The 25,931-nt window shown below is 64.0% G+C and carries 25 protein-coding genes and 1 tRNA gene; 9 read left to right on the plus strand and 17 right to left on the minus strand.

Features of this window, described 5'->3' with window-relative positions; translation table 11 throughout:
• Nucleotides 1-6 precede the first annotated feature (6 nt).
• The 6 genes from KTJ77_RS09895 to KTJ77_RS09920 form a co-directional block, all read right to left on the minus strand.
• Nucleotides 7-378 (minus strand): iron chaperone, encoded by a 372-nt coding sequence (locus KTJ77_RS09895; protein ID WP_217338213.1) that lies wholly within the window; start codon nt 376-378, stop codon nt 7-9.
• 129 nt (nt 379-507) lie between these two features.
• Nucleotides 508-1,197, minus strand: coding sequence for a 50S ribosomal protein L1 (gene rplA, locus KTJ77_RS09900; protein WP_217338441.1), 690 nt, complete (start codon nt 1,195-1,197; stop codon nt 508-510).
• A gap of 7 nt (nt 1,198-1,204) precedes the next feature.
• The gene (gene rplK / locus KTJ77_RS09905; RefSeq protein WP_217338214.1) at nt 1,205-1,636 is read right to left on the minus strand and encodes a 50S ribosomal protein L11; all 432 of its coding nucleotides are present in this window, start codon (nt 1,634-1,636) and stop codon (nt 1,205-1,207) included.
• Between the two features lie 464 nt (nt 1,637-2,100).
• Complete coding sequence (gene nusG, locus KTJ77_RS09910) at nt 2,101-3,087, minus strand: transcription termination/antitermination protein NusG (RefSeq protein WP_217338215.1); 987 nt, start codon at nt 3,085-3,087, stop codon at nt 2,101-2,103.
• Nucleotides 3,088-3,154: 67 nt separating this feature from the next.
• The gene (gene secE, locus KTJ77_RS09915; protein WP_217338216.1) at nt 3,155-3,415 is read right to left on the minus strand and encodes a preprotein translocase subunit SecE; all 261 of its coding nucleotides are present in this window, start codon (nt 3,413-3,415) and stop codon (nt 3,155-3,157) included.
• Nucleotides 3,416-3,454: 39 nt separating this feature from the next.
• A tRNA-Trp gene (locus tag KTJ77_RS09920) sits at nt 3,455-3,527 on the minus strand.
• 287 nt (nt 3,528-3,814) lie between these two features.
• Between KTJ77_RS09920 and KTJ77_RS09925 the strand changes: the two genes are divergently transcribed.
• A complete protein-coding gene (locus KTJ77_RS09925) occupies nt 3,815-5,656 on the plus strand; it encodes an HSP90 family protein (RefSeq protein ID WP_367948888.1) in 1,842 nt (613 codons plus the stop codon).
• Nucleotides 5,653-8,442: a lipopolysaccharide assembly protein LapB gene (locus KTJ77_RS09930; RefSeq protein WP_217338218.1), complete on the plus strand. Its 2,790-nt coding sequence runs from the start codon at nt 5,653-5,655 to the stop codon at nt 8,440-8,442. The genes KTJ77_RS09925 and KTJ77_RS09930 overlap by 4 nt, the downstream gene beginning before the upstream one ends.
• 22 nt (nt 8,443-8,464) lie before the next feature.
• Here KTJ77_RS09930 and KTJ77_RS09935 read toward each other — a convergent pair whose 3' ends face one another.
• Nucleotides 8,465-8,725, minus strand: coding sequence for a hypothetical protein (locus KTJ77_RS09935; RefSeq protein ID WP_217338219.1), 261 nt, complete (start codon nt 8,723-8,725; stop codon nt 8,465-8,467).
• Between the two features lie 372 nt (nt 8,726-9,097).
• Here KTJ77_RS09935 and KTJ77_RS09940 point away from each other — a divergent pair, with 372 nt between their 5' ends.
• From KTJ77_RS09940 to KTJ77_RS09950, 3 genes are read left to right on the plus strand one after another with little or no spacing between them, the layout of a single operon-like run.
• Nucleotides 9,098-10,216, plus strand: a complete 1,119-nt coding sequence (locus KTJ77_RS09940; protein ID WP_254367418.1) for a tyrosine-type recombinase/integrase — start codon at nt 9,098-9,100, stop codon at nt 10,214-10,216.
• Nucleotides 10,206-10,541 (plus strand): helix-turn-helix transcriptional regulator, encoded by a 336-nt coding sequence (locus KTJ77_RS09945; protein WP_217338220.1) that lies wholly within the window; start codon nt 10,206-10,208, stop codon nt 10,539-10,541. The genes KTJ77_RS09940 and KTJ77_RS09945 overlap by 11 nt, the downstream gene beginning before the upstream one ends.
• Before the next feature lie 5 nt (nt 10,542-10,546).
• On the plus strand, nt 10,547-12,496 hold the full coding sequence (locus tag KTJ77_RS09950) for a hypothetical protein (RefSeq protein WP_254367419.1): 1,950 nt from the start codon (nt 10,547-10,549) through the stop codon (nt 12,494-12,496).
• Here the strand turns inward: KTJ77_RS09950 and KTJ77_RS09955 are convergent, their stop codons facing one another.
• The 7 genes from KTJ77_RS09955 to KTJ77_RS09985 form a co-directional block, all read right to left on the minus strand.
• The gene (locus KTJ77_RS09955; RefSeq protein WP_017884924.1) at nt 12,497-12,814 is read right to left on the minus strand and encodes a hypothetical protein; all 318 of its coding nucleotides are present in this window, start codon (nt 12,812-12,814) and stop codon (nt 12,497-12,499) included.
• 12 nt (nt 12,815-12,826) lie between these two features.
• Nucleotides 12,827-14,824: a cation-translocating P-type ATPase gene (locus tag KTJ77_RS09960; RefSeq protein WP_254367420.1), complete on the minus strand. Its 1,998-nt coding sequence runs from the start codon at nt 14,822-14,824 to the stop codon at nt 12,827-12,829.
• Nucleotides 14,782-15,141, minus strand: a complete 360-nt coding sequence (locus tag KTJ77_RS09965; RefSeq protein ID WP_217338221.1) for a metalloregulator ArsR/SmtB family transcription factor — start codon at nt 15,139-15,141, stop codon at nt 14,782-14,784. The genes KTJ77_RS09960 and KTJ77_RS09965 overlap by 43 nt, the downstream gene beginning before the upstream one ends.
• Nucleotides 15,142-15,224: 83 nt before the next feature.
• Nucleotides 15,225-15,383: a hypothetical protein gene (locus KTJ77_RS09970; protein WP_217338222.1), complete on the minus strand. Its 159-nt coding sequence runs from the start codon at nt 15,381-15,383 to the stop codon at nt 15,225-15,227.
• A gap of 188 nt (nt 15,384-15,571) precedes the next feature.
• Nucleotides 15,572-15,892, minus strand: a complete 321-nt coding sequence (locus tag KTJ77_RS09975; RefSeq protein ID WP_217338445.1) for a metal-sensitive transcriptional regulator — start codon at nt 15,890-15,892, stop codon at nt 15,572-15,574.
• Between the two features lie 23 nt (nt 15,893-15,915).
• Nucleotides 15,916-17,976: a heavy metal translocating P-type ATPase gene (locus KTJ77_RS09980; protein ID WP_152424332.1), complete on the minus strand. Its 2,061-nt coding sequence runs from the start codon at nt 17,974-17,976 to the stop codon at nt 15,916-15,918.
• Between the two features lie 235 nt (nt 17,977-18,211).
• On the minus strand, nt 18,212-18,472 hold the full coding sequence (locus KTJ77_RS09985; protein ID WP_217338223.1) for a YHS domain-containing protein: 261 nt from the start codon (nt 18,470-18,472) through the stop codon (nt 18,212-18,214).
• 236 nt (nt 18,473-18,708) lie between these two features.
• On the opposite strand from KTJ77_RS09985, the gene KTJ77_RS09990 reads away from it, so the two are divergent.
• The 4 genes from KTJ77_RS09990 to KTJ77_RS10005 all read left to right on the plus strand — a co-directional run bounded on the left by KTJ77_RS09990 (nt 18,709) and on the right by KTJ77_RS10005 (nt 21,321).
• A complete protein-coding gene (locus KTJ77_RS09990; protein ID WP_206348532.1) occupies nt 18,709-19,149 on the plus strand; it encodes a DUF6153 family protein in 441 nt (146 codons plus the stop codon).
• A gap of 97 nt (nt 19,150-19,246) precedes the next feature.
• Nucleotides 19,247-19,852, plus strand: coding sequence for a DUF305 domain-containing protein (locus tag KTJ77_RS09995; RefSeq protein ID WP_017884931.1), 606 nt, complete (start codon nt 19,247-19,249; stop codon nt 19,850-19,852).
• Between the two features lie 153 nt (nt 19,853-20,005).
• Nucleotides 20,006-20,845 carry a F510_1955 family glycosylhydrolase gene (locus tag KTJ77_RS10000; RefSeq protein ID WP_217338224.1) on the plus strand — a complete coding sequence of 280 codons (840 nt, stop codon included), beginning with the start codon at nt 20,006-20,008 and terminating at the stop codon, nt 20,843-20,845.
• 278 nt (nt 20,846-21,123) lie between these two features.
• The gene (locus KTJ77_RS10005; RefSeq protein WP_217338225.1) at nt 21,124-21,321 is read left to right on the plus strand and encodes a hypothetical protein; all 198 of its coding nucleotides are present in this window, start codon (nt 21,124-21,126) and stop codon (nt 21,319-21,321) included.
• Nucleotides 21,322-21,517: 196 nt separating this feature from the next.
• On the opposite strand, the gene KTJ77_RS10010 is transcribed toward KTJ77_RS10005, so the two are convergent.
• From KTJ77_RS10010 to KTJ77_RS10020, 3 genes are read right to left on the minus strand one after another with little or no spacing between them, the layout of a single operon-like run.
• On the minus strand, nt 21,518-22,882 hold the full coding sequence (locus KTJ77_RS10010; RefSeq protein WP_217338226.1) for an NAD-dependent succinate-semialdehyde dehydrogenase: 1,365 nt from the start codon (nt 22,880-22,882) through the stop codon (nt 21,518-21,520).
• Between the two features lie 16 nt (nt 22,883-22,898).
• A complete protein-coding gene (locus tag KTJ77_RS10015; protein ID WP_217338227.1) occupies nt 22,899-24,362 on the minus strand; it encodes an NAD-dependent succinate-semialdehyde dehydrogenase in 1,464 nt (487 codons plus the stop codon).
• A 24-nt stretch (nt 24,363-24,386) separates the two neighbouring features.
• Nucleotides 24,387-25,931, minus strand: coding sequence for an APC family permease (locus KTJ77_RS10020; protein ID WP_217338228.1), 1,545 nt, complete (start codon nt 25,929-25,931; stop codon nt 24,387-24,389).

The following is a 25,931-nucleotide window of genomic DNA, read 5'->3' on the forward strand; positions in this document are numbered from 1 at the left end:
CCAGGCTCACTTTTTGTCAAGCCGTCCGTCAATCTCGCCGACCCGGAACGCCACAACCGACCGGATCTGTGGTTCCGCTGTCGATGATTCGAACGGGTAGCGAAGCGCGCCCTTCGCGTGGTGTCCGGGGCCGAACTCCTCAATGATGTGCTCCACCGCGGTGGCTGAGAAGGGGTACACGCCAATGTGCTTGGCGGTGTCCTGCGCGCTGAAGAGCCCCTTGCCGCGGTACAGCAACGCGGCCATACCGTAGCTTTCGCCCTGCTCGACTGTTCCGCCATGCTCGGCGACCACCTCCTCGGCGATCGCATACAGGCGCTCCAACTGTGCGCGACGCGGCTCGTCCCTGCGCGCGAGGTAATCGTCAACGGTGCCCATACCCCCATCTTGCGGTGCCCCGCGCAACCGCACAACCGGTTCCGGAACCGAAGCTGGCGCCAAGCACGTCGTCGGCGGCAACGACAAACGGCTCCCACCCGAAGGTGAGAGCCGTTTGTGTGAAGCGAATTAGATCGCGTTTACATCGAGCGGGATGCCCGGGCCGAACGTGGTCGACACAGCACCCTTCTGGATGTAGCGGCCCTTCGAGCTTGCCGGCTTCAGGCGAACGATCTCGTCGAGAGCTGCCTTGACGTTGTCGTCAAGCTGCTCTGCCGAGAACGATGCCTTGCCAACGATGAAGTGCACGTTTGCGTGCTTGTCAACGCGGAACTCGATCTTTCCGCCCTTGATCTCTTCAACAGCCTTTGCCGGGTTCGGCGTAACGGTGCCGGTCTTCGGGTTCGGCATGAGGCCACGGGGACCAAGAACCTTACCGAGACGACCAACCTGGCCCATGAGCTCAGGGGTCGAGACAGCTGCGTCGAATGCGGTCCAGCCGCCAGCAACCTTCTCGATGAGCTCTGCGCCACCGACCTCGTCAGCGCCAGCAGCGATTGCTGCTTCTGCTGCCGGGCCCGTTGCGAAAACGATCACGCGCGACGTCTTACCAGTGCCGTGCGGAAGCATAACCGTGCCGCGGACCATCTGGTCTGCCTTACGGGGGTCAACGGCGAGCTTGAGTGCAACCTCAACCGTTGAGTCGAACTTTGCCGAGCCAGTCTCCTTGGCGAGTGCTACAGCCTCGGTGGGCGTGTAGAACTTACCTTCTTCGATCTTGGCGACAGCGGCCTTGAATGCCTTGGACTTCGTCATGATATTTTCCTTAGCCCTCGACCGTGATGCCCATGGAGCGAGCGGTACCAGCGATGATCTTCGATGCAGCATCGATGTCAATCGCGTTCAGGTCAGCCATCTTCTGCTCAGCGATCGTGCGGACCTGGTCTGCCGAAATCTTTGCAACCTTGACGGTGTGCGGCGTCGACGAACCCTTGGCAACACCAGCTGCCTTCTTGATGAGCTCAGCTGCCGGCGGCGTCTTCAGGACGAACGTGAAGCTGCGGTCTTCGTAAACGGTGATCTCAACAGGGATCACGTTTCCGCGCTGCGACTCGGTCGCTGCGTTGTAGGCCTTGCAGAACTCCATGATGTTCACGCCGTGCTGACCGAGAGCCGGTCCGATCGGCGGCGCCGGGTTGGCTGCACCAGCGTTGATCTGAAGCTTGATCAGGCCGGTCACCTTCTTCTTAGGTGCCATTTCCTTTTCCTTTCTTCGAACGAAACTCTCATTTCGCTCTCCCGCACTTCCGGCCGTTCCGGAACGCGGTTGTTCGCACGTGCACGAATGCGGCGCACAAACCACACAAGTCTACCCCATATCGCGCCCCACCTTCGACCCGCCCGCGCCCGCGCCCAGCCGCCCCTTTCCCTCTGGCCACCCCTCCTGGTTCCGCACCCCTGGTTCCGCACCCCACCACAATCCTGTTCTGCACGATGAGCGTTCGGCGCGGCGCACAATGCATGGCGTGTTTCGAGGATGCGCGCGTTTCATCGTGCAGAACAGGGAATGGGTCGGCGAGACAAGCGAAATTCGGGCTTGCAGGTTCGAAGAGCCCAACGGCTTGGAAGATTTGCAGGCTCGATGGGCCCGACGGGCTGGGGCTTGGAGGCTTGGGGGAACGCAAAAGGCCCCGGCGAACCGGGGCCTTTTGCAAAAAAGTCTTACATCATCTTGGTGACCTGGTCGAACGACAGCTCGACCGGAGTCTCACGCTCGAAGAGCGAAACCAGAACGGTGAGCTTGCCGCTCTCCGGCTTGATCTCGGAGATCGTTCCGGGAAGGCCAGCGAACGAGCCTTCCTTGATCGTGATCGTCTCGCCGACCTCGAAGTCAACCTCAGCCGAGACCGAGCGAACCGGAGCGGCGATGCCGTTCTTGCCTGCGGCCTTAGCCAGCTGAACGTCCTTGACCTCAACGAGCGACTTCAGCATGTTGAAGGCCTCTTCGAAGCGCAGCGGCGTCGGGTTGTGAGCGTTGCCGACGAAGCCGGTAACACCAGGCGTGTGGCGAACAACCGACCAGGTGTCTTCGTTCAGCTCCATACGCACGAGCACGTAGCCCGGGATGCGCACGCGGGTAACCATCTTGCGCTGGCCGTTCTTGATTTCGACGACGTCCTCCATGGGGACCTCGATCTGGTAGATGTCTTCTTCTACCTCAAGAGTCGACTTACGCTGCTCGATGTTGGCCTTAACCTTGCGCTCGAAGCCAGCGTACGAGTGAATGACGTACCACTTGCCAGGCAGCGTGCGCAGTTCCAGCTTGAACGCCTCGTACGGGTCAGCGTCTTCGTCAGCCTCGGGGCCGTCGTAAGGGGTGACCTCATCAGCAGCGTCAGCAGCCTGCTCTGCAACCTCTTCAGCGAGTGCGTCGGTAAGAACCTCGGCAGCGGCCTCCGCTTCAGCCGTCTCGTTGATGTCGAGCGCGTCGTTCACGATTGCGTCTGCCTCCGGGTCGTTAATGTCAATGTCGTCGAGGTCGCTGTCATCAGCGCTCTCATCGTCGACGATGTGCATGGCAGCCGTCTCGGCTGCATCACTGGCGTGCTCGTCAGCTGCGAGGACGTTGCCCTCTTGAGCCTGGTCATCCTCGCTGGACTGCTCTGCCGCGGGCGCCCAGTCGGCGTCGTCGTGAATACGTTCAGTCACTGGAATCTCTTTCGTCGATGATTGGCGGAACCCCTTCCGCCAATGGGTTCGCGAAGCGAACCGTGCGTCAGGATGGAACTCCGAAGACGACGTTGGCCATTGCCAAGAACAGCGTGTCGAGGCCAAACACCAAGGCCATCATGACGACGACGAAGCCGAGAACAACCGCAGTGAACTTAATAAGTTCACTGCGTGTCGGCGTGACGACCTTGCGAAGCTCGGCGATCACCTGACGGAAAAACAGCGCAATACGCGCGAAGACGTTCATCTTCTTCGCTGCTACTGCACCGTTCGCCGCGAGCTCGCCGCGCGAAGCGTCATCAACCATCGTGAATGTACCTTTCGTGAGCCAGCGTGCGCTGACGCGCAGGGCGGACAGGAATCGAACCTGCAACCTGCGGTTTTGGAGACCGCTGCTCTGCCAGTTGAGCTACCGCCCTAGAGGCCTTGCGACCTCGAGGTGAAACCTACGTTCTTCACCGTGACAGGCATGGCAAAAGAATGCAGACTTCAACTGCATCACCAAGCATACGGCATGCCACAAGCGTCGGCGAACCAACTCCGAATCCCGCGCGCGTCGAAACGGAACCATGCGGTGCGCACCGCAGGAATGGTTCCGTCATCTTCCACTCCCCCGCGGTATGCACAGCGCCCGCGCCGTTTCGCGCGAAAGTGGCACGCCGCGTAGAGTCGAAGCTCTGTCGAGAGCGCGATTTTGGGAGTACATGTGACCTCGTCCCCACAACAGTTTCAAGTGGACCTTCGGGGCGTTGTCGACCTCCTCAGCCGCCACATCTATTCGAGCCCGCGGGTCTACCTGCGAGAACTCCTGCAAAATGCCGGCGATGCCATCACGGCCCGTCGCTCGCTCGATGGCGGCGGTGGGTCCATTCGGATCACGCCGATTGGCCAGGCGTCCAGCGAATTTGTGCTGCGCGACGACGGCATTGGCCTGACAGCCGATGAGGTCGCTGAGCTTCTCGCGACCGTGGGCCGCAGCTCGAAGCGCGACATTTTTGACCTGCCGCGGCAAGATTTTCTCGGGCAGTTCGGTATTGGACTGCTGAGTTGCTTCATGGTGGCAGACGAAATTGTCATTCGTTCGCAGAGCGCGACCGGTGCGGCCGCTGTCGAATGGGTGGGTAAGACCGATGGCACCTTCACGGTGCGGGAACTGACGGAACCACTTCCCATCGGCACCAGCGTGCACCTCACGCCCCGAATGGGGCAGGTCGAGCTGTTGCAGGCGGCCACAGTGCGCCGCCTCGCCGAGACCTTTGGCGAGTTTCTCCCCTACCGCATCGCGATTGATCTGCCAGGCGGCGGAGACGATGCCATCAACCACGAGCCACCGTTTCTCGACGTCGCTTCCCACCCCGAAAAGGCGTTGGAGTACGGAACCACGGTGCTGGGCACGCAGCCTTTCGACATGATCGACTTGTCGGCGCCCGGAACCGGTTGCCGCGGTATCGGGTACGTTTTGCCGTTTATGCCGCCGCCGAGTGCCAGACAGACCAGCCGCGTCTATCTCAACCGGATGCTGCTGGGCGAGCGCATCCCTGACCTGCTTCCGGAGTGGGCGTTCTTCGTGCGCGCGGTTGTCGATTCCACCGGGCTGCACCCCACCGCGAGCCGGGAATCACTCGTCGAAGACGATGCCCTCGAAGAAACCCGCGAGGCGTTCGGCCAGGCGATTCGCCGGTGGGTGCTTGACCTCGGCCTCACGCAGCCGCACCGTCTGCAACAGTTCGTCGCGATTCACGAAGTCTCGCTGAAATCACTCGTGCGTCACGACGAAGAACTGGCGCAGTTCATCGTGCGCTGGTTGACCGTGGAGACCACCCACGGCCGCCTCGCTATCGGCGATCTCGTGCAGCGCTTCGGTCGCGTGCGATACGCGGAGACGGTCGATGAATATCACCAGGTCGCGAGCATTTCTGACGCGTCGACCGTGCTGGTCAACGGCGGATACCTCTACGACGCCGACATCGTGCGCATGCTTCCAGCCCTCTACCCCGCCGTTCTCGTTGAGCGTGTCGACGTCGTCAGCGAGTTTGAACGACTCGACCCGCCGCCGCTCGATGATCGCGACACCACCGTCGCACTCGAAGCCCGCGCCACCGCGGTGCTCGCCGACGTCGACACCACCGTCATCGTGCGCACGCTCGACCGCCAGAGCTTGCCTGCACTGTACGTCGCTGACCCCGAAGTGCTCCGCAAGATCGATCGCACCCGGGCGCAGGGCATCTCCGGCTCGCTGTGGTCGGGGGTGCTTGGCAAGCTCGATGAAATCACGTCGTCGATGCGGTCAGATGACACCGATCTGTCTGCCCGGCTGTGCCTGAACTGGGGCAACAAGACCGTCCGCACCCTCACCAGGGTCACCGATGACGCCGTGTTCAGCCGCACCGTGCAGTTGCTGTACGTGCAGGCGCTGCTCGCCGGTCACCGCCCGCTGTCTGAACGCGACCGCGCGCTCATGACCACGGCGCTTGCTGACCTCATTGCGCTGTCCGCAGGCGAGATCGAACCCGACTTTCTTCCCCCTCTCGAGAACGGTGACGCATGACAACGGCCGAAGAGATCACCGCACTGTTCCAGCAGATTGACCACACCGCGTGGGGCCCTGAAGAGCGTGAGCTCACCGCCCGCGCCGTCGCGATGGCCGTCGAACTGGGCGACGAAGAGCTCGAGTACCGCGCCCGCATGCGCCAAACCTCGTCGGCGAATCAGGGCGGCGACACCACCCTGCTGCTCAGCTCGTTTGCGTGGTGCTTGGCCAAGCACGATTCCGACCCCACGCGTTTCCCGTCGGACATCGGCAACGGTGGCGCCGACCTGATGTGGCATTTCAAGTGGATGGCCTCCACCCTGCGCGCCAGCCCCGAGTTCAGCACCGAGCAGATTCAGGCGGTGCTCGATGACATGGAAGCGCACTTCCGCGCTGAGGGGCTGGGCCTGAGCGCCGTCGCGATGGCGCGCTTTGAAGATGCGTGGGGCTCCGGCCGCCTCGCCGAGGCGGAAGAGCGCCGGCTCGTGCTGGAAGCGACACCGCGCGACGACCACAGCCACTGTGACGCATGCGGACGCAGCCAACTCGTCGGATACTTCGCCGATACTGACCGCGACGCCGATGCGATCCGTCTCGTTGAAGAGATGATCGAGGGCGGCTTCGGGTGCGGCGAAGAGCCTGAGCACGCGCTCGCCCGCTCCCTTCTCCCCTTCCTCCGCGCTGGCCGCCTTTCCGACGCGAGGCGCGCGCATCTGCGGAGCTACCGGCTGGCTCGTGACAACGCCGACAACCTCGGCATGGTTGCCACCAACATTGTCTTCGCCGCGATCACGGGCAACGAGGCACGCGCTCTCGCCATGGTTGAGCGTCACGTGCGCTGGCTCGCTCACGATGCGCTCAACGTTGCTGGCCACGCCCGCGCCCTGCGGTCCTTCGGCATCGCGCTCGACGCCGTGACCCGTGCCGGCCACGGCGACACCGTGGTTCGCGGCGCTGATGCCACCGAGCTTGTGCGCTTCTTTGGCGAGCACGACGGCGCGTGGACGGCCGCCGAGCTCGCGCCGGTCGCCTGGGCGAAGGCTGCTGAGATTGGCGCCCGCTTCGATGCGCGCAACGGAACCACAGCTTTCGCCGATGCGTTGGCTCGCGATCAGCGCGTGGCTGAGTTGCGCTTTGACGTGCCCATTCTTTCTGAAGCCTTCATACCGGAACCCGCAGCACTGGTTCCGCAGACGGCAGCGGAGCGTTTCACCCGTGCGATCGAACTGAGCGACTGGGGCGACGCCGCTGGCGCGCTCGTCGCCCTGCAGGCGGCTCTCGACGACAACGACCCGACGCACGCCGCCGATCTGCACGGCCTCATGGTCGGCGCTCTGCTGGCCGCCGACCGGCAGGACGAAACCGGGCCGCACCTTGCCGCTTACGCCGCCGCCAGCCGCGCCGACGGCCACGACGAACTTGCCCGTCTTATCGAAGACCTGGGGCTCACACTGTTTGGTATCGAGGGCGAAGCCTCCGTGCCACGCCTGTTGGAGGCGGCCGATGCGGCTGTGTCACCGGGCGTGCGCGCCGTCACGCTGAGCGGTATCGCAAGCGCCTACCTCCGCGACGGCAAGGTGCAAGAGGCCCTCGATATGGCACACCTGTCGCTGGAAGCTTTTGTGATTCACGGCGATGTAGAAGATATCGTCGATGCGCTCGCCAACGTCGCCTTCTACGCCGGTATCGCCGGTGATGTTGCCGCCGCGCGCGCAGCCGCCGACCAAGGCTTGGAAATGCCAGCCGCATCGCGTGGGCAGCGCGCCTCAATGCTCGAGATTCGCGGCCGCATTCGTGGTGGCGAAGGCGAGTTCGTTGAGGGGGCAGCCGATGCTGATGAGGCGTCACGCCTGATCGCGCTGATCGGTGCCACATGGGGAGCCGCACGGGTATCGGTGCTGGCTGGCGCCATGTACGAAGACGCCGGGATGCCGACCGAAGCGGCCGCCCGCTACCGTGTCACCCTTCGGCAGGTCGAGCGCGACGGCGATGACACGTCAGCCGTGCGGTTCCGGCTCGCTCGTGCCCTTCTCTCCGCTGGCAACGCGGGTGAAGCCGCCGAGCTGCTCTCCGTCGTGCACGAAGAAGAAGCCGCCGCTGATGCGACTGCAGCGAACCGCGCCGAAACGGTCTCGCTGCTGGCCGAGGCGTTTGAGGTGGACGAGCAGTACGGCAACGCTGTCGGCGCGTGGGGGTATGCAGCTGAGCTCTTTGAGCAGGCTGAGAGCACGGCCGGTCGCGCCCACGCCCTCGCCATGCAGGGCCGCATTCTCGGCCAGTTCGGTGAGACCGAAGAGTCGGTGGCGCTACTCGAGCAGTCGATCGACCTGGCCAGGCAGGAACCTGACAACGTCGTGCTCCTCAGCCGTTCACTGCACCTGCTCGCACAAACGCTCGGTTCCGTTGGCGACCCCCGCGCACTCACCGTGCTCGATGAAACCGAGAAGCTGGCGATCGAGCACGATGCGCCCTGGTTGATTGCCGACGTCACGGATTCTCGCGCACGAACACTGGGCGCGATGGGTCAGCTCGACGAGGCGATTGCGATGGCACTGCGCGCCGCCGACGGCTACGACAGCGAAAGCGATGCGCAATCCGCCGGCGGAGCAGAGCTCTTCGCGGCTCGCGTGCTTGCTGGTTCCGATCGCCTCGATGAGGCCATCAGTATCTATCAAACGCTCCTCGCGCGCCCGATCCACGGCACCCCGGTGCACCAGGTCGCAGCGCTCGAGCTCGGCAACCTACTGACGACGCTCGGCCGCCACGGCGAAGCCGCCGAGGTGCGCACCGCGCTCGATGAATAGCGCGCGAGCACTCACGTTTCGATCACGGTTCCGGCAGCGGTGCCCAGGTACCGAATCTGCGTGAAACGAGTGTCGTGAGTGCCGCGACCAACGGCTGGTCTTCTTCGCCGACGCCGGGTCCGTCGAAGTGGATGCCACGCCCGTCTGAAACGGCATCGATGTCAAAGAGCCGGAGAACATCTTGAAGGCGCTCGACATATTCGGCGCGCTCAAGCGTCGACACCACGCGCACGGGAATGATCGACGTGAGCCGCTCAAAGAGGAACGGATCCGGCACGCTCACGGCGCCGCCAACACGAACATTGTGGTCTTCATCGTGACGACTCCTTCACCGTGATGGTGTCAGCCTCACGAAGGGACAGGAGATTGTCAAGGATTCAGCGAAACGCCCGCGGGCGCGAGCCAGCGTTATGCAACGGCGACGCCTGTAAATCCTGAGGAGTCGGCCGACTTTCTGCGACTTAACGCATCTGGTGATTCCTAACGCCGCGTGAGCAACCCTCGCATGTTGCAGTGAATGCAACTGTTCACACTTCCAAACGACGTCTATTCACCAGAGAGGTGCGGAACTGCTCTGACCATAACAGCGAGATCTGGCGGATGCTGAGATCTGAGTTGACAGGGTGATGCACTGTCCCATACTTTGTTGCATCTAATGCAAGATTTTGGGGCTTCTCCAGCGGCGCTTCGGCTGATCACGTCAGCATCGAACGTCGCACTGGCGAACCCGGAAGCGCAGTTTTTCAGCGCGATGATCGATGGTTGGCGGAACCAGCAGCTGTCGCGCGGACTCCGTGAGCAGACGATACGGAACCGGACGGCGACGGTGACGCGGTTCCGTGATTTCGTGGACAAACCGCCATGGAGGTGGACGGTCGCGGATGTGGATGAGTTCACTGCTGAGTCCGGCGGTCGCACTCGGACGCTGTCGACGATGCGCGCCAACCATGGGTCTATCCGTGGGTTCTGTGATTACCTCACGAACCCGTTGTACGACTGGATGGAGATCTGCGATCGCGAGTTTGGGGAGGTCCCCTCGCAGGTGTGTCTGCCGTGGAACACGGTGGCGCATCGGTTCGAGTTTGAAGGCGATGGGAAGCGTCGCCCGTTCACGTACGACGAGATTGAGCGCCTGTTTGACACGGCCGACGCTCGCGTCGAGCTGCTCGTGAGCTCCGGGAGAAAGGGTGCGCTCGGCGCGTTGCGGGATGCCCAGTTGCTGAAGACGGTCTACGCGTTCGGTCTGCGCCGCACTGAGGCGGTGATGCTCGATACCGTCGATTTGCACCACAACGCGAAGATGCGGCAGTGGGGGCGCTACGGCGCGGTTCACGTGCGATGGGCGAAGGCGGCGGGCGGTGGCGCGCCACGACGTCGCACGGTGCTGCTGGTGCCGGAGTTCGACTGGTGGGTGCCCGGCATGCAGCAATGGCTCGAGCAGGCCCGGGCCCGTTTCGCGCCCGGAGACCGCCTCGACGCGCTCTGGGTGACCGAGCGCCGTACGCGTCTGTCTGCTGGGTATCTCGACCGGAGGTTCGCAGAGCTGCGTGATGAAGCCGGCCTGTCGAAGGATCTGACACTGCACAGCCTCCGGCATTCCTATGTCACGCACCTTCTCGAGTTCGGGTACGCCGATCGATTCGTCCAAGAGCAGGTCGGGCATATGCATGCCTCGACGACCTCGATCTACGCCTCCGTCAGCTCGGACTACAAGAACCGTGTGCTCGCCGAAGCGCTGAAGGCCCTCATCGAAGGAGAAGTTGATGACCGTTGAGCTCGACACCGGCTGGAATCTGCGCAGCGTGATGGCTTCGCGCGGGATCTTCCAGACCTCCAAGCTGAAGCCTCTGCTCGAAGAGCGCGGCATCGACCTGTCCCGGGAGCAGGTCTATCGGCTGGTGACTCAGCCGCCACAGCGGGTGCGTCTTGACGTGTTGGCGGCGTTGTGTGATGCACTGGAGTGCTCGCTCGACGATCTCGTGACGATCACTCGCCGGGAGGCCTTGGCCCCGGTGGCGGTGGGCGAGGAGGCGACACGGGGGTCGATCGGTGATCTCCGTCCTGTTCGCGCGGCGATTCGTCGGCCGCGTACGAAGTAGCCGCGGTGGCCAAGCCTCCGCAGCTGCCGCGAGTCGCTGAAGTCGTCGCTCTCGTCCACCCTTTCGTTCCCGAAATCTCTCGCGAGCGAATCGCTGAGATCGTGCATTCGGTTGCGCCAGTACCCCTCACGCAGCGGCTTCTTGAGCTCGCGCTGATCAAGCAGCCCGGAGTCCTGGAGGGGCAGCATGCGAACGTGCCGGTGACTGTTCAGGATCTGGCCCGCGCGTTGGTCGAAGAAGGGGCAAGCCGGGTGATGCTGCCGACGTGCGAGTCCTGCGGACGCGCGGTGAGAATGCCCCACAAGACGCCGGGCGGTGGTCGACACTGCTCCCGATGCGAGCGGAACGCCCGGTCCGTCTCGTGCGCGTCCTGTGGCCGGGTCCGGCCCGTGCAGCGCACGATCGACGGACAGCGCTTTTGCCGTGACTGTTGGCGAGCCGACCCTCGATCGTTCGGCGACTGCTCGCGGTGCGGTCAGCATGCGACCATCATCGTCCGTCGCCCGGAACTGGTCTGTCTGGCCTGCTACACCGCACCGATCAAGACCTGTGGTCTCTGCGGAGAACCTGGCCGCGTCGCCTCCCACCTCGACGGACGACGAGTATGCGCGCGCTGCTACTACGCGATACGCAGACCACAGCCTTGTCCCGAGTGCGCGCGCAGGGTGTTCCTGACCGGCTTCATGAATGGCCAGAAGGTCTGCGCCGACTGCGCGGGTACTCCGATCACGATGGCCTGCCCCGGATGCGGCTCGATCGAGGAGATCCGCAAACATCACCTCTGCGTCGAGTGCCGCCGGCCCGTCGCGATCCAGCAACTGCTCGCCGACGATGCGGGAGAGATCCGCGCGGACCTCCAGCCCCTTGCTGACTATCTGCTCACGCACCATGGCAAAGCGGCGTCGCTCGAACGCTGGCTGCACAAGAGCAAGTGCGCGATGGTGCTCCGCGAGCTCGCGGACGGGACCCTGCCGCTCACCGCCGAGGCGATCATCACCCGAGCCCGGTCGGGACAGTCGGTCACGTTCCTCCTCTCACTGCTGGTCCGTTCCGGCGTGCTGCCGGAGCTCGACGTCGAGGGCACGCGTTTCACCCACTGGCTCAACGACTGGCTCGATGGCATCGACCATCCCGAGGACCGGCTGATCCTGCGCCGCTACTGCACCTGGGAGCTCCTCCGATCCACTCGGGCACTGCGCATCGCGTCCAGCCCTGCTTCCGGCTTCCAGAGGCAACGGGCTGCGCTGAAGTACTGCGCCGCGTTCCTTGGAGAGATCCGGTCGCACCAGGAGACGCTGGCGACGTTTCCGCAGCGCCTACTCGACGCGCATCTGACCGATTCGCCCAGCCAACGCGACGCGCTGGCACCGTTCACTCGCTGGCTGCGAAAGCACCGGTTGAGCACCCTTCGCGTCGAGTTTCGAGCCCATCGCCTCGAAGGGCGAGACTATGCCTCCGACCACCGATGGCAGATGGCCCGCAGGTTCCTGTCCGATGCCGACATGGACCCGAAGACCCGGGCCGCGGGTCTTCTCGTATTGCTCTACGGCATTCAGCTGACCCGCATCGTCACGATCACCCGGGCACAGGTCGATACGAGCTCACAGCCCGTGACGCTCACCGTCGGAGCCGAGCCGATCAAGGTCCCAGAGATCCTCGGCGACGCCATCGTCGAGCTCGTCGATGCCACAAAGGGCCATCCTGAAGGATGGCTGTTCCCCGGCAGGAACCCAGGCCGCCACCTCACCCCGGGCCCACTGAGCCGTCGTCTTCGCGCCGAAGGCCTGCTTGCCGGGAGCGCCCGCACAACAGCGCTCATCGAACTCACACGGCAACTGCATCCCCGGATCGTCTCGGACCTCCTCGGCATCACGACGGCGTCCGCTGCCTCATGGTCACGTCTCGCCGGTGGTGAGTGGTCCGATTACCCGGCTCTTCGTTCCACCCGCGCCTGATCAAGCATCACCCGTCAGCGCTCGCCCGGAAATCGCCTCGCGCAACTGCTCGACGGTCGGAGACCCTCCCAGCCCGGCAGGGGTACTAAACACCCGGCAGGCGAGCCCGACCGGCGCGTGCTCGTCGGCGAAGGGATCGACCCCGTCGACGAGAACGGTCGGTGACCCGTGGAACCCGAGTCGCACAGCGTCCTCCGGGGTCTCGACCAATTGACGTGTGACGCGGACATCTGATCGGCCGTCGAGCAGCCCAGCAAGCCGACGGTCGAGTATCTCCCAGTTCGGGCACCCGTCGAAGTATTGCAACGTAATCTCCATGACCAACTCCTCTCAGTTCCGACCCGCGTGGACCGCGACAGGTGAAGAAGGCGTTACCGACGACAGCGCGGGCGACTTGGCGCGCGCGGCGCGCAGGCCGTTAAGGATCACGATGACCTCAGCGATCTCGTGGACGAGGACGACGGCGGCCAGCCCCAGGACTCCGAACAGCGCGAGTGGGAGCAACGCGGTGATGATCAGCAACGACAGGATGATGTTCTGGTTGATGATCCGCCGACACCGGCGGGCGTGGTCGAACGCCCGCGGAATGAGGCGCAGGTCGTGGCCCGTGAACGCGACATCGGCGGACTCGATCGCTGCGTCGGAACCGGTCGCTCCCATCGCGATGCCGATGTCCGCGGAGGCGAGGGCCGGGGCGTCGTTGATGCCGTCGCCAATCATCGCGACCGATCCCGCCTTCGACAGCTCACCGATTGCCGCTGCCTTGTCCTCGGGACGCAGCTCCGCACGCACATCCTTGATGCCAGCCTGTGCGGCGAGGGCGCGTGCGGTGCGGGCGTTGTCGCCGGTGAGCATGGTCATGTCGATGCCCTGATCCGCGAGCGTGCGGACGACTTCGGGAACTTCGGGGCGCAGTTCGTCGCGGACACCGATCGCCGCGACCGGGAATCCGTCCCGGTGGACGATCACGACGGTCATGCCCTGTTCCTCGAGACCCGCGACCCGGTCTCCGAGCTCCCCGGCGTCGAGCCAGCGGGGGCTGCCGACGGTGATTCTCGACCCGTCGACGGTGCCTTCGATGCCGTGCCCGGCCTTCTCGGTCACGTCTACAGCTGCCGCAATGCCCGGAGTCGCAGCGGTGATAGCGGAGGCGAGGGGATGCGTGCTGTGCTGTTCCAGCGCCGCCGCCCAGGCCAGCGCCTGTGTCTCGGTCACGCTGTTCGCGGTGAGGACGGCGGTGACCGCGGGCTCGTTGCAGGTGAGGGTGCCGGTCTTGTCGACGGCTACGTGCCGGACCGTGCCGAAGCGCTCGAAGACGGCTCCGGATTTGATGATCACGCCGAACTTGCTCGCCGCGCCGATCGCGGCGACGACCGTCAGCGGAACAGAGATCGCCAGCGCACAGGGTGAGGCTGCGACTAGCACGACGAGTGCGCGGGTGATCCACATCTCCGGGTCGCCCAGCAGCGATCCGAGGATCGCGACGAGGGCGGCGAGGATCAGCACACCGGGCACCAGCGGGCGAGCGATCCGGTCCGCGAGACGAGCACGCTCGCCCTTCTCCGTCTGCGCCTGCTCCACCAGTTCGACGATCGTGGTTAGCGAGTTGTCGGTACCCGCCGCGGTCGTTTCGACCTCCAGTGCGCCGGCGCTGTTGATCGCGCCGGCCGACACCGCATCGCCGGGCTCGACCTCGACCGGGATCGATTCCCCGGTGATCGCCGAGGTGTCCAAGCTGGAGCGCCCCGCACGGACGATCCCGTCGGTCGCGATCCGCTCGCCCGGTCGGACCACCATGACCTGGCCGACCGTCAGCTCCTTCGCCTGAACCTGCACGGCCACCCCGTCGCGCAGCACTGTCGCCGTCTCCGGCACCAGCTTCAGCAGCGCCCGCAGCCCTCCCCGGGCGCGGTCCATCGCCTTGTCCTCGAGGGCCTCTGCGATTGAGTATAGGAAGGCCAACGCTGCGGCCTCCTCGACGTAACCGAGAATGACCGCGCCGATCGCGCTGATCGTCATCAGCAGCCCGATCCCGAGCTTGCCCTTTAACAGCTTCCGGATCGCGCCAGGAGTGAACGTCGACGCGCCCAGCAACAGGCCGGCCCAGAACAGCACGAGCGCCGGGATCTCGAGGCCGGACCATTCAAGGATTAGACCGGTGAGGAATGCGACACCTGAAAAGACCGGCACCATGATGCCGCGGTCCTTCCACCAGGGTCGCCCCACCTCTTCATTCTCATCATCCGCCGCAGTAGCAGGCTCGTGTTCGCAGCCACACGCCGCGCTCACGCGTCCGCCCTCGTCCCGCAGCAGCAAGGTACCGTGCATGCTGAGTCCACGCAAGGTGCGTGCTCATCGACAGCCAGCGTCACGTCCACGAGGGAAACGAGCGCAGCAGCAAGGTGCGGATCTGCGATCTCGTAGCGAGTCTGGCGACCCTCAGGCTCAGCGACCACGACCCCGCAGTCGCGCAGGCAGGTGAGATGGTTAGACACGTTCGAGCGCGTCAGCTCCAACTCGCGCGAGAGCACGGCCGGGTAGCTCGGACCATCGAGCAACGTCATCAGGATCCGGGAACGCGTCGGATCCGCCATGGCACGGCCGAGCCGGTTCATGACGTCGAGGCGTGAAACAATAGTCAGCACACGCTGAACTATACAGCACTGACTGATCAATCAGTGCTCCACCGCCAAGCGACACAGCACCCGATATCTGCTGAACACGCGATTCAACGATGCGGCTCGGCAGCGAGATCGCGACCCACAGTTGCGCCTCGATGCGTCAGCGTCTGGCATCCCGGCGGGTTCGAGCGGAAGAACTCGTCATCGAGCATTTTCGCCTGCTCTTCGGTAAGCGTCGTGCCTTGTGCGCGGAGAGGAAGATGCATGACAGTCAGCCTGCGCCAATCACGATGTTTCCCGACTCGGGGCGGCTGTGAATAGGTCGCAGCTCAACGAGGCGGCGTTTGGCACTGCGGACGCGCGCATGTATGAACGCCGCAGACGTTGTGACCTTTCGTGAAACAGGCAGTCAGAGCGTCGATCACAACCTCCGCGTGATTCCGCGGCTCTCACCTCACCGGACGAGGCGGCCGATGGCTTGAGATGCCTCTCGTATTTTCTCTTCGGCAGTGTCCCCGCCTGCGCGGACGGCGTCTGCGACGCAGTGGCGGAGGTGGTCTTCGAGGAGTCCGATGGCGACGCCTTGCAGGGCGCTGGTGAGTGCGGAGATCTGGGTGAGGACATCGATGCAGTATTGCTCGTCTTCGACCATGCGGTGCACGCCACGTGCTTGGCCTTCGATGCGTTTGAGTCGGGCGAGGTAGCGGGCTTTGTCGGTGATGTAGCCGTGCTCGCCGTGGTCACACGAAGCTGCAGGTTTAATGACGTCGGTCATCGTCTTCTCCTGATTCGTCATGGTCATCGGTCGAGGATGGCGCGAGTCGTGGTCTCAGGACGAAGGTCCAGGCGCCGCAACAGCTGCGCGTTGAGCGCGACGACGATCGTGGACAGCGACATGAGGACGGCGCCGACCGACATCGGCAGCACGAACCCGATAGGGGCGAGGGCACCGGCTGCGAGGGGGACGGAGATGAGGTTATAGCCCGCAGCCCACCAGAGGTTCTGTTTCATCTTTCGGTACGCGGCGCGGGACAGTTCGATTACCGAGAGCACGGAGCGGGGGTCGTCGCTGGCGAGGATGACGCCGGCCGAGGCGATCGCGACATCCGTGCCCGCGCCGATTGCGAGCCCGACGTCGGCTTGGGCGAGTGCGGGAGCGTCATTAACACCGTCGCCGACCATCGCGACTTTCCGACCTTCTCGCTGAAGCTCCTGGACCTTCGCGGCCTTGTCTTCTGGACGGACCCCGGCGAAGACCCGGTCGATGCCGAGATCTTGAGCGACGGCATGTGCGACGGCCTCTGCGTCTCCGGTGATCATGACCACTTGCACGCCGAGGACGTGGAGCGCATCGACCGCTTCGCGCGACTCCGAACGCACCTCATCGGCGAGCTTCAACGCACCAATCACACGCCCGTCTTGAATGACGTGGAGGATGATGGCGCCGTCCGTGCGCCAGGCGTCGGCAATGGGGAGTTCGTCTGCGCCTTCCTCCGTGAGAAGGTGCGGTCCACCGACGCGGATGGTCGACCCGTCGACGGTTGCAGTGACGCCAACCGCGGGAGATGAGGTGAAGTCGCGACTTCCGGGCACCGTGAGCTTCTTCTCGGCAGCGGCACGGACAATCGCCTTCGCCAGGGGATGCTCACTGTCGACTTCCGCGGCGGCCGCCAGCGCAAGCACCTGATCCGCGTCGCCCCCGTCGGTGATCGATACTTCGGAGACGACAGGCTCGCCTTTCGTGAGAGTTCCGGTCTTGTCGAACAACACAGTGTCGACAGTGCGCATGCTCTCCAACGCCAGCCGGTCCTTGACGAGGACGCCACCGCGCGCGGCCCGCTCGGTCGCGATCGACACGACTAGCGGGATGGCCAGACCGAGCGCGTGGGGGCAAGCGATCACCAAGACGGTGATCGTGCGGATGACGGCGGCATCCGGGAATCCCACCAGGGTCCATACGAGCGCGGTGATGGCCGCAGATCCGAGTGCGAACCAGAACAGCCATCCGGCGGCGGTGTCGGCGAGTCGCTGGGCGCGGGACGAGGAGCTCTGCGCTTCGGTCACCAGGCGTTGGATGCCGGCGAGGGTGGTGTCATCACCGATCGCAGTGATCTCAACACGCAATCCCGAATCGGTGGCGACAGTGCCCGCTGTGACCGGATCACCGCTGCCGCGGGTGACCGTGCGAGATTCACCGGTGACCATGGACTCGTCCATCGACGCGCGTCCATCGACAATGCGCCCATCCGCGGGGACGCTGCCTCCGGGCCGAACGACGACAACATCGCCGACGACAAGGTCGGCGGGTGAGACGACAACGACCTCGCCATTCTCGACCCGTTCCGCCTCATCCGGGAGGAGAGCGGCCAGAGAGTCGAGGGCGGAGGTGGTCTGGGCGAGGGAGCGCATCTCGATCCAGTGACCGAGCAGCATGATGACGATGAGGAGCGCCAGCTCCCACCAGAAGTCGAGCTCGTGATGCAACATCCCTAGGGTCGCACCCCACGATGCGAGGAATGCGACCGTGATTGCGAGGCCGATGAGGAGCATCATCCCGGGCTTTCGGGAGCGGATCTCGCTGACGGCGCCGACGAGGAACGGTTTCCCGCCCCAGACATACATCACCGTTCCCAGCACCGGAGACACCCACATGATCCCGGAGATGTCCGGGAGAGAATAGCCGAGGATCATCGAGAACATGCCCGACAGCGCAACGGTCGGGACCGCCAGGACGAGCATGATCCAGAACAACCGGCGGAACTGCCCGACATGGTCGCCGTGCCCCGCATGACCACCGTGCCCCTCGTGGGCCCCGTGAGTGTCGTGCCCTCCATCGGTGCCGTGCGCACCGTGAGACATCGTGTCGGGATGTGTATGGTGCGAGGAGCCCGATGTCGCGGCATCGGCCACATCCGTATGGGCATGATGCGCCATCTCATGATGGGACTCGTGCTCCGCGGGTGTGTGGGACTCGTGATGTCCGTCGGTGTGTTCAACGCCGTCGTGGTGCGAGTTACTCATGGATCGATCCTCCTCGAAATAGTGACGCTAAACAGGGGTGTTTGGTAGCGAGTACCGCGGGGGTGGTGCGTGTTCAGGCGGCGGCAACGTACTTGGCGGGGTCCGCGTCGAAGCGGGGGCCGCATGCTGCGCAGCAGAAGTAGTAGCGGGCGCCCTCGTAGTCACGGAACAGGCCCGCGGCTTCTGCGTCTGCTTTGACGACGGTGCTGCCGACCATCACCGGGCATTCAGCGAGCTCGTCCGCGGGTGGGGCGAGCAGATCCTTGCGCCCATCGGCCGCGACCGCCACGTGGCTGTTGTGGCTGCAGCAGGATCCAGCGGGGGAATCGGACATATTGTTTTCCTCTTTCAGGCTTGCGGCTCGACTCTGACACGCACAACCGTATACCCCTCGGGGGTATTCCTGTAGAGTGAGCGGAACAGGCTTCACCATCATCGCGTGACGGTTTGGTGAGTGAGATCCGCTCATTGTGTCAGACCCATCACTCAACCGTCGGCGGTGGGCATCTCCCCAGGGTGTTCGTGAAGTTGGTGGTGTTAGCGTGGGAGAAGGAACGGAGGGCCGAGCATATGCAGATCACGCTACGCATCGCGCGTCAGCAGCTATCGTTGCGTGCCCTGTTGCTGATCGCCGGTGCCGCACTCATGATCATCGTGGGGCTGCTTGGCATGCACACCTTCAGCGCCGACGTGGCAGGCCACGACGCCCACCATTCCGCGACAGCGTCAACAGCCCCCGAGCACTCCACCCCGATGGCGGCCACCTCTGACATCAGCGGCGCTATCGCGTGTGATGACACCTGTCTGATGGGAACCGGGCAAAGCCATTCGGACATGGTCACCGCGTGCGTCCTCGCATTGCTTGCAGCTCTTCTTCTGCTGGTTCGCCCGATGCTTCTGGAGCATCTCGGCCCGCCCCTGCGGGCGCTGGCGTCGTCTTTGCGGTTGCGGGCTGTGAGCATCCTGCCGCGCACACCCTCACTCATATTCCTTTCGATTAGTCGAACCTGATCGGTCATCGTCGGCATCTTGCCGACACCCCGGCGTCGCCCTCTGCGCGGCGCTGTGTCCACGACCCCTCATATCTACTCATTCGAAGGATTTACTCATGAAGAAGCTTCCCCTTGCCCTCGGCGCTGGCGTGTTCAGCCTCGCTCTCGTTCTCACCGGCTGCTCTGACGCATCCGCGCCGACAGGCGAGAACACTGCACCGTCGGACACCTCATCGACCGTCACGGCAAACGACGCCGATGAGATGTTCGTGACGATGATGATCCCGCATCACCAGCAGGCCATCGAGATGGCCGACATCGTTTTGGCGAAGGATGGACTCGACCCGGCCGTCGCGGAGCTCGCTCAGCAGATCAAGGATGCCCAAGGCCCGGAAATGGAGCGGATGCTCGGGTGGCTGGACGACTGGGGCGTCGAGTACGAACCCGACGACATGGGTGGCATGGACCACGGTTCAATGGACGACTCCGGCGACGGGATGATGTCCGAAGAAGACATGGCAACGCTGGAAGAGGCAGACGCGACGCAAGCGAGCCGCATCTTCCTCGAGCAGATGATCGTGCACCACGACGGCGCCGTGGATATGGCGCGCACTGCTCTCGAAGACGGTCAAAACCAGGACGTCCTTGACCTTGCCCAGCAGGTGATCGACGACCAGACCGCCGAGATCTCCACCATGCAGGACCTCCTCAACGAGCTCTGACACACCCCGGGCGGGCCGACACTCGACACGACCCGCCCGGCCCCGTCGTAACCTCACACAGCAGGTCTCGACGCGAACCCCCTCTGCCGCGCACCCTACGACCCGTGATCTGCCGTCTCGTAGGGCCCTCTACTTACTTCTCTCGGAGCACCAATGAACCGCCTCCTGCCCCTGACCACGCTCACCGCACTCGCTCTCGTTATTACCGGATGCGCCAACACCCCAACCACCGAACCCGACGCTGCCACACCCCGTATCGAACATGTCCACGGCATCGCCGAAGACCCCCGCGGCACTGACCTGCTCGTCGCCACCCACAACGGCATCTACGCCGTCACCCCGGACGGGGAGGTCTCCGGCCCCATTGGCGGCCACGACTTCGACGCGATGGGATTCACCATCGCCGAAGACACCTTGTTCGCTTCCGGGCACCCCGGCCCCAAAACCGCCGCAGAACTCGGCGCCCCCAACCTCGGCATCATCCAAAGTGACGACTACGGCCAGACCTGGTCACCCGTCGCGCTCAACGGCAGCACCGATTTCCACGTCCTCACCGCCGGCCCCGACGGCACCCTCTACGGAATCGCGTCCAGCGACATCGAGCTCCTCATCAGCACCGACGGCGGCCACGAATGGACAGCAGGAGCATCGATCGGAGCGGCAGATCTCGTCGCCACGGACAACGGCATCTACGCCGCAGCCGAAGAAGGACTCCTGCGCAGCGACGACCACGGTATGACATTCGTCCCCGTCGAGGGCGCGCCACTGTTATACATGCTCGACGCCCGCCCGGACGGCGTCCTCGTCGGCGTCGGCACGGACGGCGCTCTGTGGGAACAAGACGCCGACCAGACCTGGCAACGCCTCGAGGCCGTCGACGGTGCTGTTCAGGCCTTCGCCGCGATCGGCGATGAACGAATCGTTCTCGTCGACGATCGAGGCATCGTGGACATCATCGCAGATGAGACCACCGTCCTCAGCCCCGCACGGTAGGCAACGCTGCACTCTTCGGATCGAGGCATCATGAAACAGCGAAAGAATCCTCTTAGCACCCTGGTGATCTTCATCACCGCCGCGACCATCGCCCTCATAATCGTGGCGATCGCGAGCTACCTCGCTATCGGGGCGATGTTCCAATGACCCCCCGCCTACACCCAGACGGGAGACCCACGGATTCATTGCGGCACCTCCGGCCTCTTGCTGACATCTCGCTGTCCCCGTCTGTAACGACATCGACGGTTCCACATAACGAACGGACGCACCGCCGGCTCGTGCGCCTGGGACGAGTGCTGTTGGTGCTCGGACCGGCGCTCATCATGAGCCACATCCTCAGCGATACACAGTTTGCTGGCGAGACCGCGGTGTGGACCTACACCCTGGCAAGCTACGACGTCGCTGTCGTCGTCACGATCATTGGAGCAGCACTCACCTGGCGAACCCCACCCGCCGAGCAGATGCTTAGTAGATGATCGAGCAGGCACTGGCCACTGCGATCTTCTGCGCCCGTTTATCGTCGTCGTCATCTGGACTGGGGTCGGATAGTTCCCGAATTGTGCACTCTTGAACAATCGTCACTACCAGTAGAGGCGGAACCGCGGGGCCACGCAACAAAGAAGCGGGGCGGAACCATATGGTTCCGCCCCGCTTAAAGCTCGCGTCAGCGCGTCATGCGACGCGGATGAGCTTCTTGTTGACGAACTCTTCCGCCGCGAGCGAGCCCATTTCGCGGGCCGTGCCGGAGCGCTTCACGCCGCCGAACGGTAGCTCAGGCGAGTCAGCCAGCACGATGTTGACGTAGACCATGCCGGCTTCGAGGTTGTTTGCGACGCGGTCGGCCTGCTCGGGGTCGGTCGTGAACACGTACGAGCCGAGGCCGAACGTGGTGTCGTTTGCGAGCGCGACGGCCTCGTTTTCGTCGGCGACGCGGTACACGACGCCGGCCGGGCCGAAGAGCTCTTCGCCGTACACGTTCATGTCGCTCGTGACGTCGGTGAGAACGGTCGGCTCGAAGAACGCGCCGTCACGCTTGCCACCGGTCACCACGCGTGCACCCTGCGCGACAGCCGTGTCGATCTGCTCCTGCAGACGCTCGGCCGCAGCCAGCGACGACAGCGGGCCGAGCACGGTGTCGTCTTCGAGCGGGTCGCCGACGGTGGCCTCAGCCATCTTCGCGGCGAACTTCTCGAGGAACTCCTCGTACAGGTCGGCAACAACGATGAAGCGCTTCGCGCCGTTGCACGACTGGCCGGTGTTGTCCAGACGTGCATCGGTTGCCATCTGCGCGACGCCGTCAAGGTCGTCGGTGGAGAGCACGATGAACGGGTCGGAGCCACCGAGTTCCAGCGCCACCTTCTTGAGGTGACGACCAGCGATCTCGGCAACGGCAGCGCCCGCACGCTCCGAACCGGTCAGCGAGACACCCTGAACACGCGGGTCGGCGATGATCGTCGCCGCCTGGTCGTTCGTGGCGTACACGTTGACGTACGTACCCTCAGGAAAGCCCGCGTCGAGGAAGATCTTCTCGATTGCGGCGGCCGACTCGGGGCACTGCGGAGCGTGCTTCAAGATGATCGTGTTGCCGTTCACGATATTCGGGGCGGCAAAGCGAGCAACCTGGTAGTACGGGAAGTTCCACGGCATGATGCCGAGGAGCACCCCGAGCGGGGCACGGCGAATGACGGCCGTGCCCTCCCCCAGAATGTCGATCGGCGTATCTGCCGTGAATTTCTCCGCGTTGTCTGCGTTGTATTCGATGATGTCGGCGGCAAAGTCGACCTCACCGAGCGCACCCTCGCGGGTCTTGCCCATTTCGCGCACGATGATGTCAGCGAGCTCCTCACGGCGCTCACGGTGCAGTTCTGCAACGCGACGCAGGAGTGCGCCTCGTTCGGCTGCGGTCGAGGTGCGGGCCCAGCCGGTGTAGGCGGCGTGGGCAGTGGCGATGGCGTGCTCGACTTCGGCGTCGGTCGCTACCGGGTAGCTGGCAAGAGTTTCGCCGGTTGCCGGGTTGATGACGGTGTAGTCACTCATCTCTGGTCCTTTCAGATCAGCTGATGGGGATCAGCGTGTACTTCGTCGATAGGTATTCGTGGATGCCCTCGGCGCCGCCCTCACGGCCGATGCCGGACTGCTTAACGCCACCAAACGGAGCCGCTGCGTTGGATACAACGCCCACATTGAGGCCCATCATGCCGGTCTCAAGCGCCTCGATCATGCGGTGACCGCGAGCCAGGTCTTCGGTGAAGACATACGACACCAGGCCGTACTCGGTGTTGTTTGCGAGGCGCACCGCTTCTTCTTCGGTTTCGAACGTGGCAATGGCCAGCACCGGCCCGAAGATCTCCTCACGGAGAATCGCGGAACCATCGGCGACGTCGGTGAGGACGGTGGGCTCGTAGAACGAGCCGTCGCCTGCAACAACCTTGCCGCCGGTGGCGAGGGTCGCGCCCCGTGAAACCGCGTCCTGCACCAGCTCATCTGCCTTGGCGACCGCGTCGTTATCGATCAGCGGGCCGATCTCGACGCCGTCTTCTGTGCCGCGACCGATCTTCATCGCGTTGACCTGTTCGGTCACGCGGCGAGCGAACTCGTCCTTGACCGAGGAATGCACGATGAAGCGGTTGGCTGCGGTGCAGGCCTGGCCGATGTTGCGGAACTTCGCGGCCATCGCTCCGGTGACAGCCTTGTCCAGGTCAGCGTCTTCGAAGACCACGAACGGGGCGTTGCCGCCGAGTTCCATCGAGACGCGCAGCACGCCCTCGGCGGCCTGTGCAATGAGCTTGCGACCCACCTCGGTCGAGCCGGTGAAGGAGAGCTTGCGCAGGCGCGGGTCGGCGATGATCGGAGCCGACAGCGCCGACGAACGCGACGTCTGCACAACGTTGACGACACCGGCAGGAACACCGGCTTCTTCCAGCAGCTGCGTGAAGAAGATCGTGGTGAGCGGCGTCAGGGCCGGCGGCTTGATGACGACGGTGCAACCCGCCGCGAGCGCCGGAGCGATCTTGCGCGTTGCCATCGCGAACGGGAAGTTCCACGGCGTCACGAAGAAGCAGGGCCCAACCGGGCGCTGCGAGACGACCATGTGTCCCGTACCCTCCGGGTTGGTTCCGTATCGGCCCTGAATACGCACGGCCTCTTCGCTGAACCAGCGGAGAAACTCGCCACCGTAGTTGACCTCGCCGCGGGCTTCAGACAGCGGCTTGCCCATTTCGAGCGTCATCAGCAGCGCGAGGTCTTCCTTACGCTCCTGCACGAGGTCGAACGCGCGGCGCAGAATGTCGCTACGGGTGCGGGGAGCTGTTGCCGCCCACGCATCCTGTGCGGCAACAGCCGCGTCGAGGGCGCGAATGCCATCAGCGGGTGTTGCGTCTGCGATCGAGGCGATGACGTTGTTCGTCGCCGGGTCGTGCACGTCAAAGGTCGCGTTCGACTCTGACTGCACCCACGCTCCGTTGATGTACAGACCAGACTGCACGCCTGCCAGCAACTGAGTTTCGCGGTCGCTCATTGTTTCTCCTGTTCGGATTGGGGGTTAGCGTCGAACGCGTGCGCGTTCGCTGGGCGGTGCATACACGCCCAGAGTCTTGCCACGGAAGAAATCCGGGGCACGGAAGTACTGGATGATCATGATGACCACGCCCAGCAAGATCACGCCCATTCCCAAGACGAACACGAGGCTCATACCGAACAGCGTGGCATCGCTGCCTAGCTCTCCGCGCCAGGCTTCGCCCATCGACAGGCCGAACAAGCCCAGGAGCATAATGCCGCCGATCAACGGGAACAGGAAGGTGAAGAAAGTGTTGCGTACCGAGTCAAACCACTGGTGACGGAAGTACCAAACGCAGGCGAACGCGGTCACGCCGTAGTAGAAGCAGATCATGATGCCGAGGGCGGCGATCGTGTCCCATAGGGCGTCTTCGCTGACGAAACGCATGACGGCATAGAAGCCACCGGCAGCGACCGCTGAAGCAATCGTCGCGTAGCCCGGGGTGAAGAACCGGGGCGTCACCTGTGCGTACTTCTTGGGAAGCGCGCCGTAGTGACCCATAGCCAATAGCGTACGCGCCGGGCCCACCATGGTCGACTGCAGCGAGGACGCCGATGAGGTCAGCACGGCGAGGGAGACCAAGAAAGCGAGCGGGCCGAAGATCTCACCGGAGAGGTAGAAGAAGACGTTGCCACTGATGTCTTCGTTCTTCAGCCCCAGGCCTTCCTCCCCCATTCCGGCGAACATCGTCATGCCGATCGTGAGCAGCAGGTACACCATGATGATCGACACGATCGTGAGCGCGGCGGCACGTCCTGGCGTGCGCTCCGGGTCTTTTGTCTCTTCATTCATCGTGAGTGTGACGTCCCAGCCCCAGAACATGAAGATCGAGACCGACAGACCCGCGACAACCATCATCATGTCGGGAACGGCGAACGGGTTGAACCAGTTCCAGTCGAACGGCGTCGCGTCGTACGCATCGCCCTGCGAGGCACGCACAATCGCCACGATCGAGAACGCGACGAGCACGAGCAACTGGAAGCCCACGAGCCAGTACTGCAGCTTTTGCGACGTCTGCATGTCGCGGTACGAGATCCACGCCGCGACCGCAACGAAGACCAAGCACACCGCGACGTTGATGAACGGGTTAAGCGTCAGGTCGGCGATTGCGCTGTTGCCGGTAATCTGCGCGATCAGCAGAAAGAGGAAGTCAACGGCGATGCCTGCGAGGTTCGAGAGCACCAAAATGGTGGCTGCGATGAGCCCCCATCCCGCCATCCAACCCACCCACGGGCCGAACGCGCGTGCCGCCCACGTAAACGAGGTTCCGGAGTCTGGCATCACGCGGTTCAGTTCGCGGTAGCCGAAAGCCACCAGCAGCATCGGAATGAATCCGACGAGCAGGATGGCCGGAATCTGCGTGCCGACCGATGTGGCCGCGCCGCCAACGCCAGCCGTGAAGGTGTAGGCCGGCGCGATGCAGGAGATACCGACGACGACGGCACCAATCAAGCCGACGGTTCCGGTGCTCAAGCCTTTTTGGGAAATCCCGGTGGTAACCGGATCCACCTCATTGTGGATGTCAGTCAT

The organism is Microbacterium sp. NC79 (assembly GCF_019061125.1).
Taxonomy (GTDB): Bacteria; Actinomycetota; Actinomycetes; order Actinomycetales; family Microbacteriaceae; genus Microbacterium.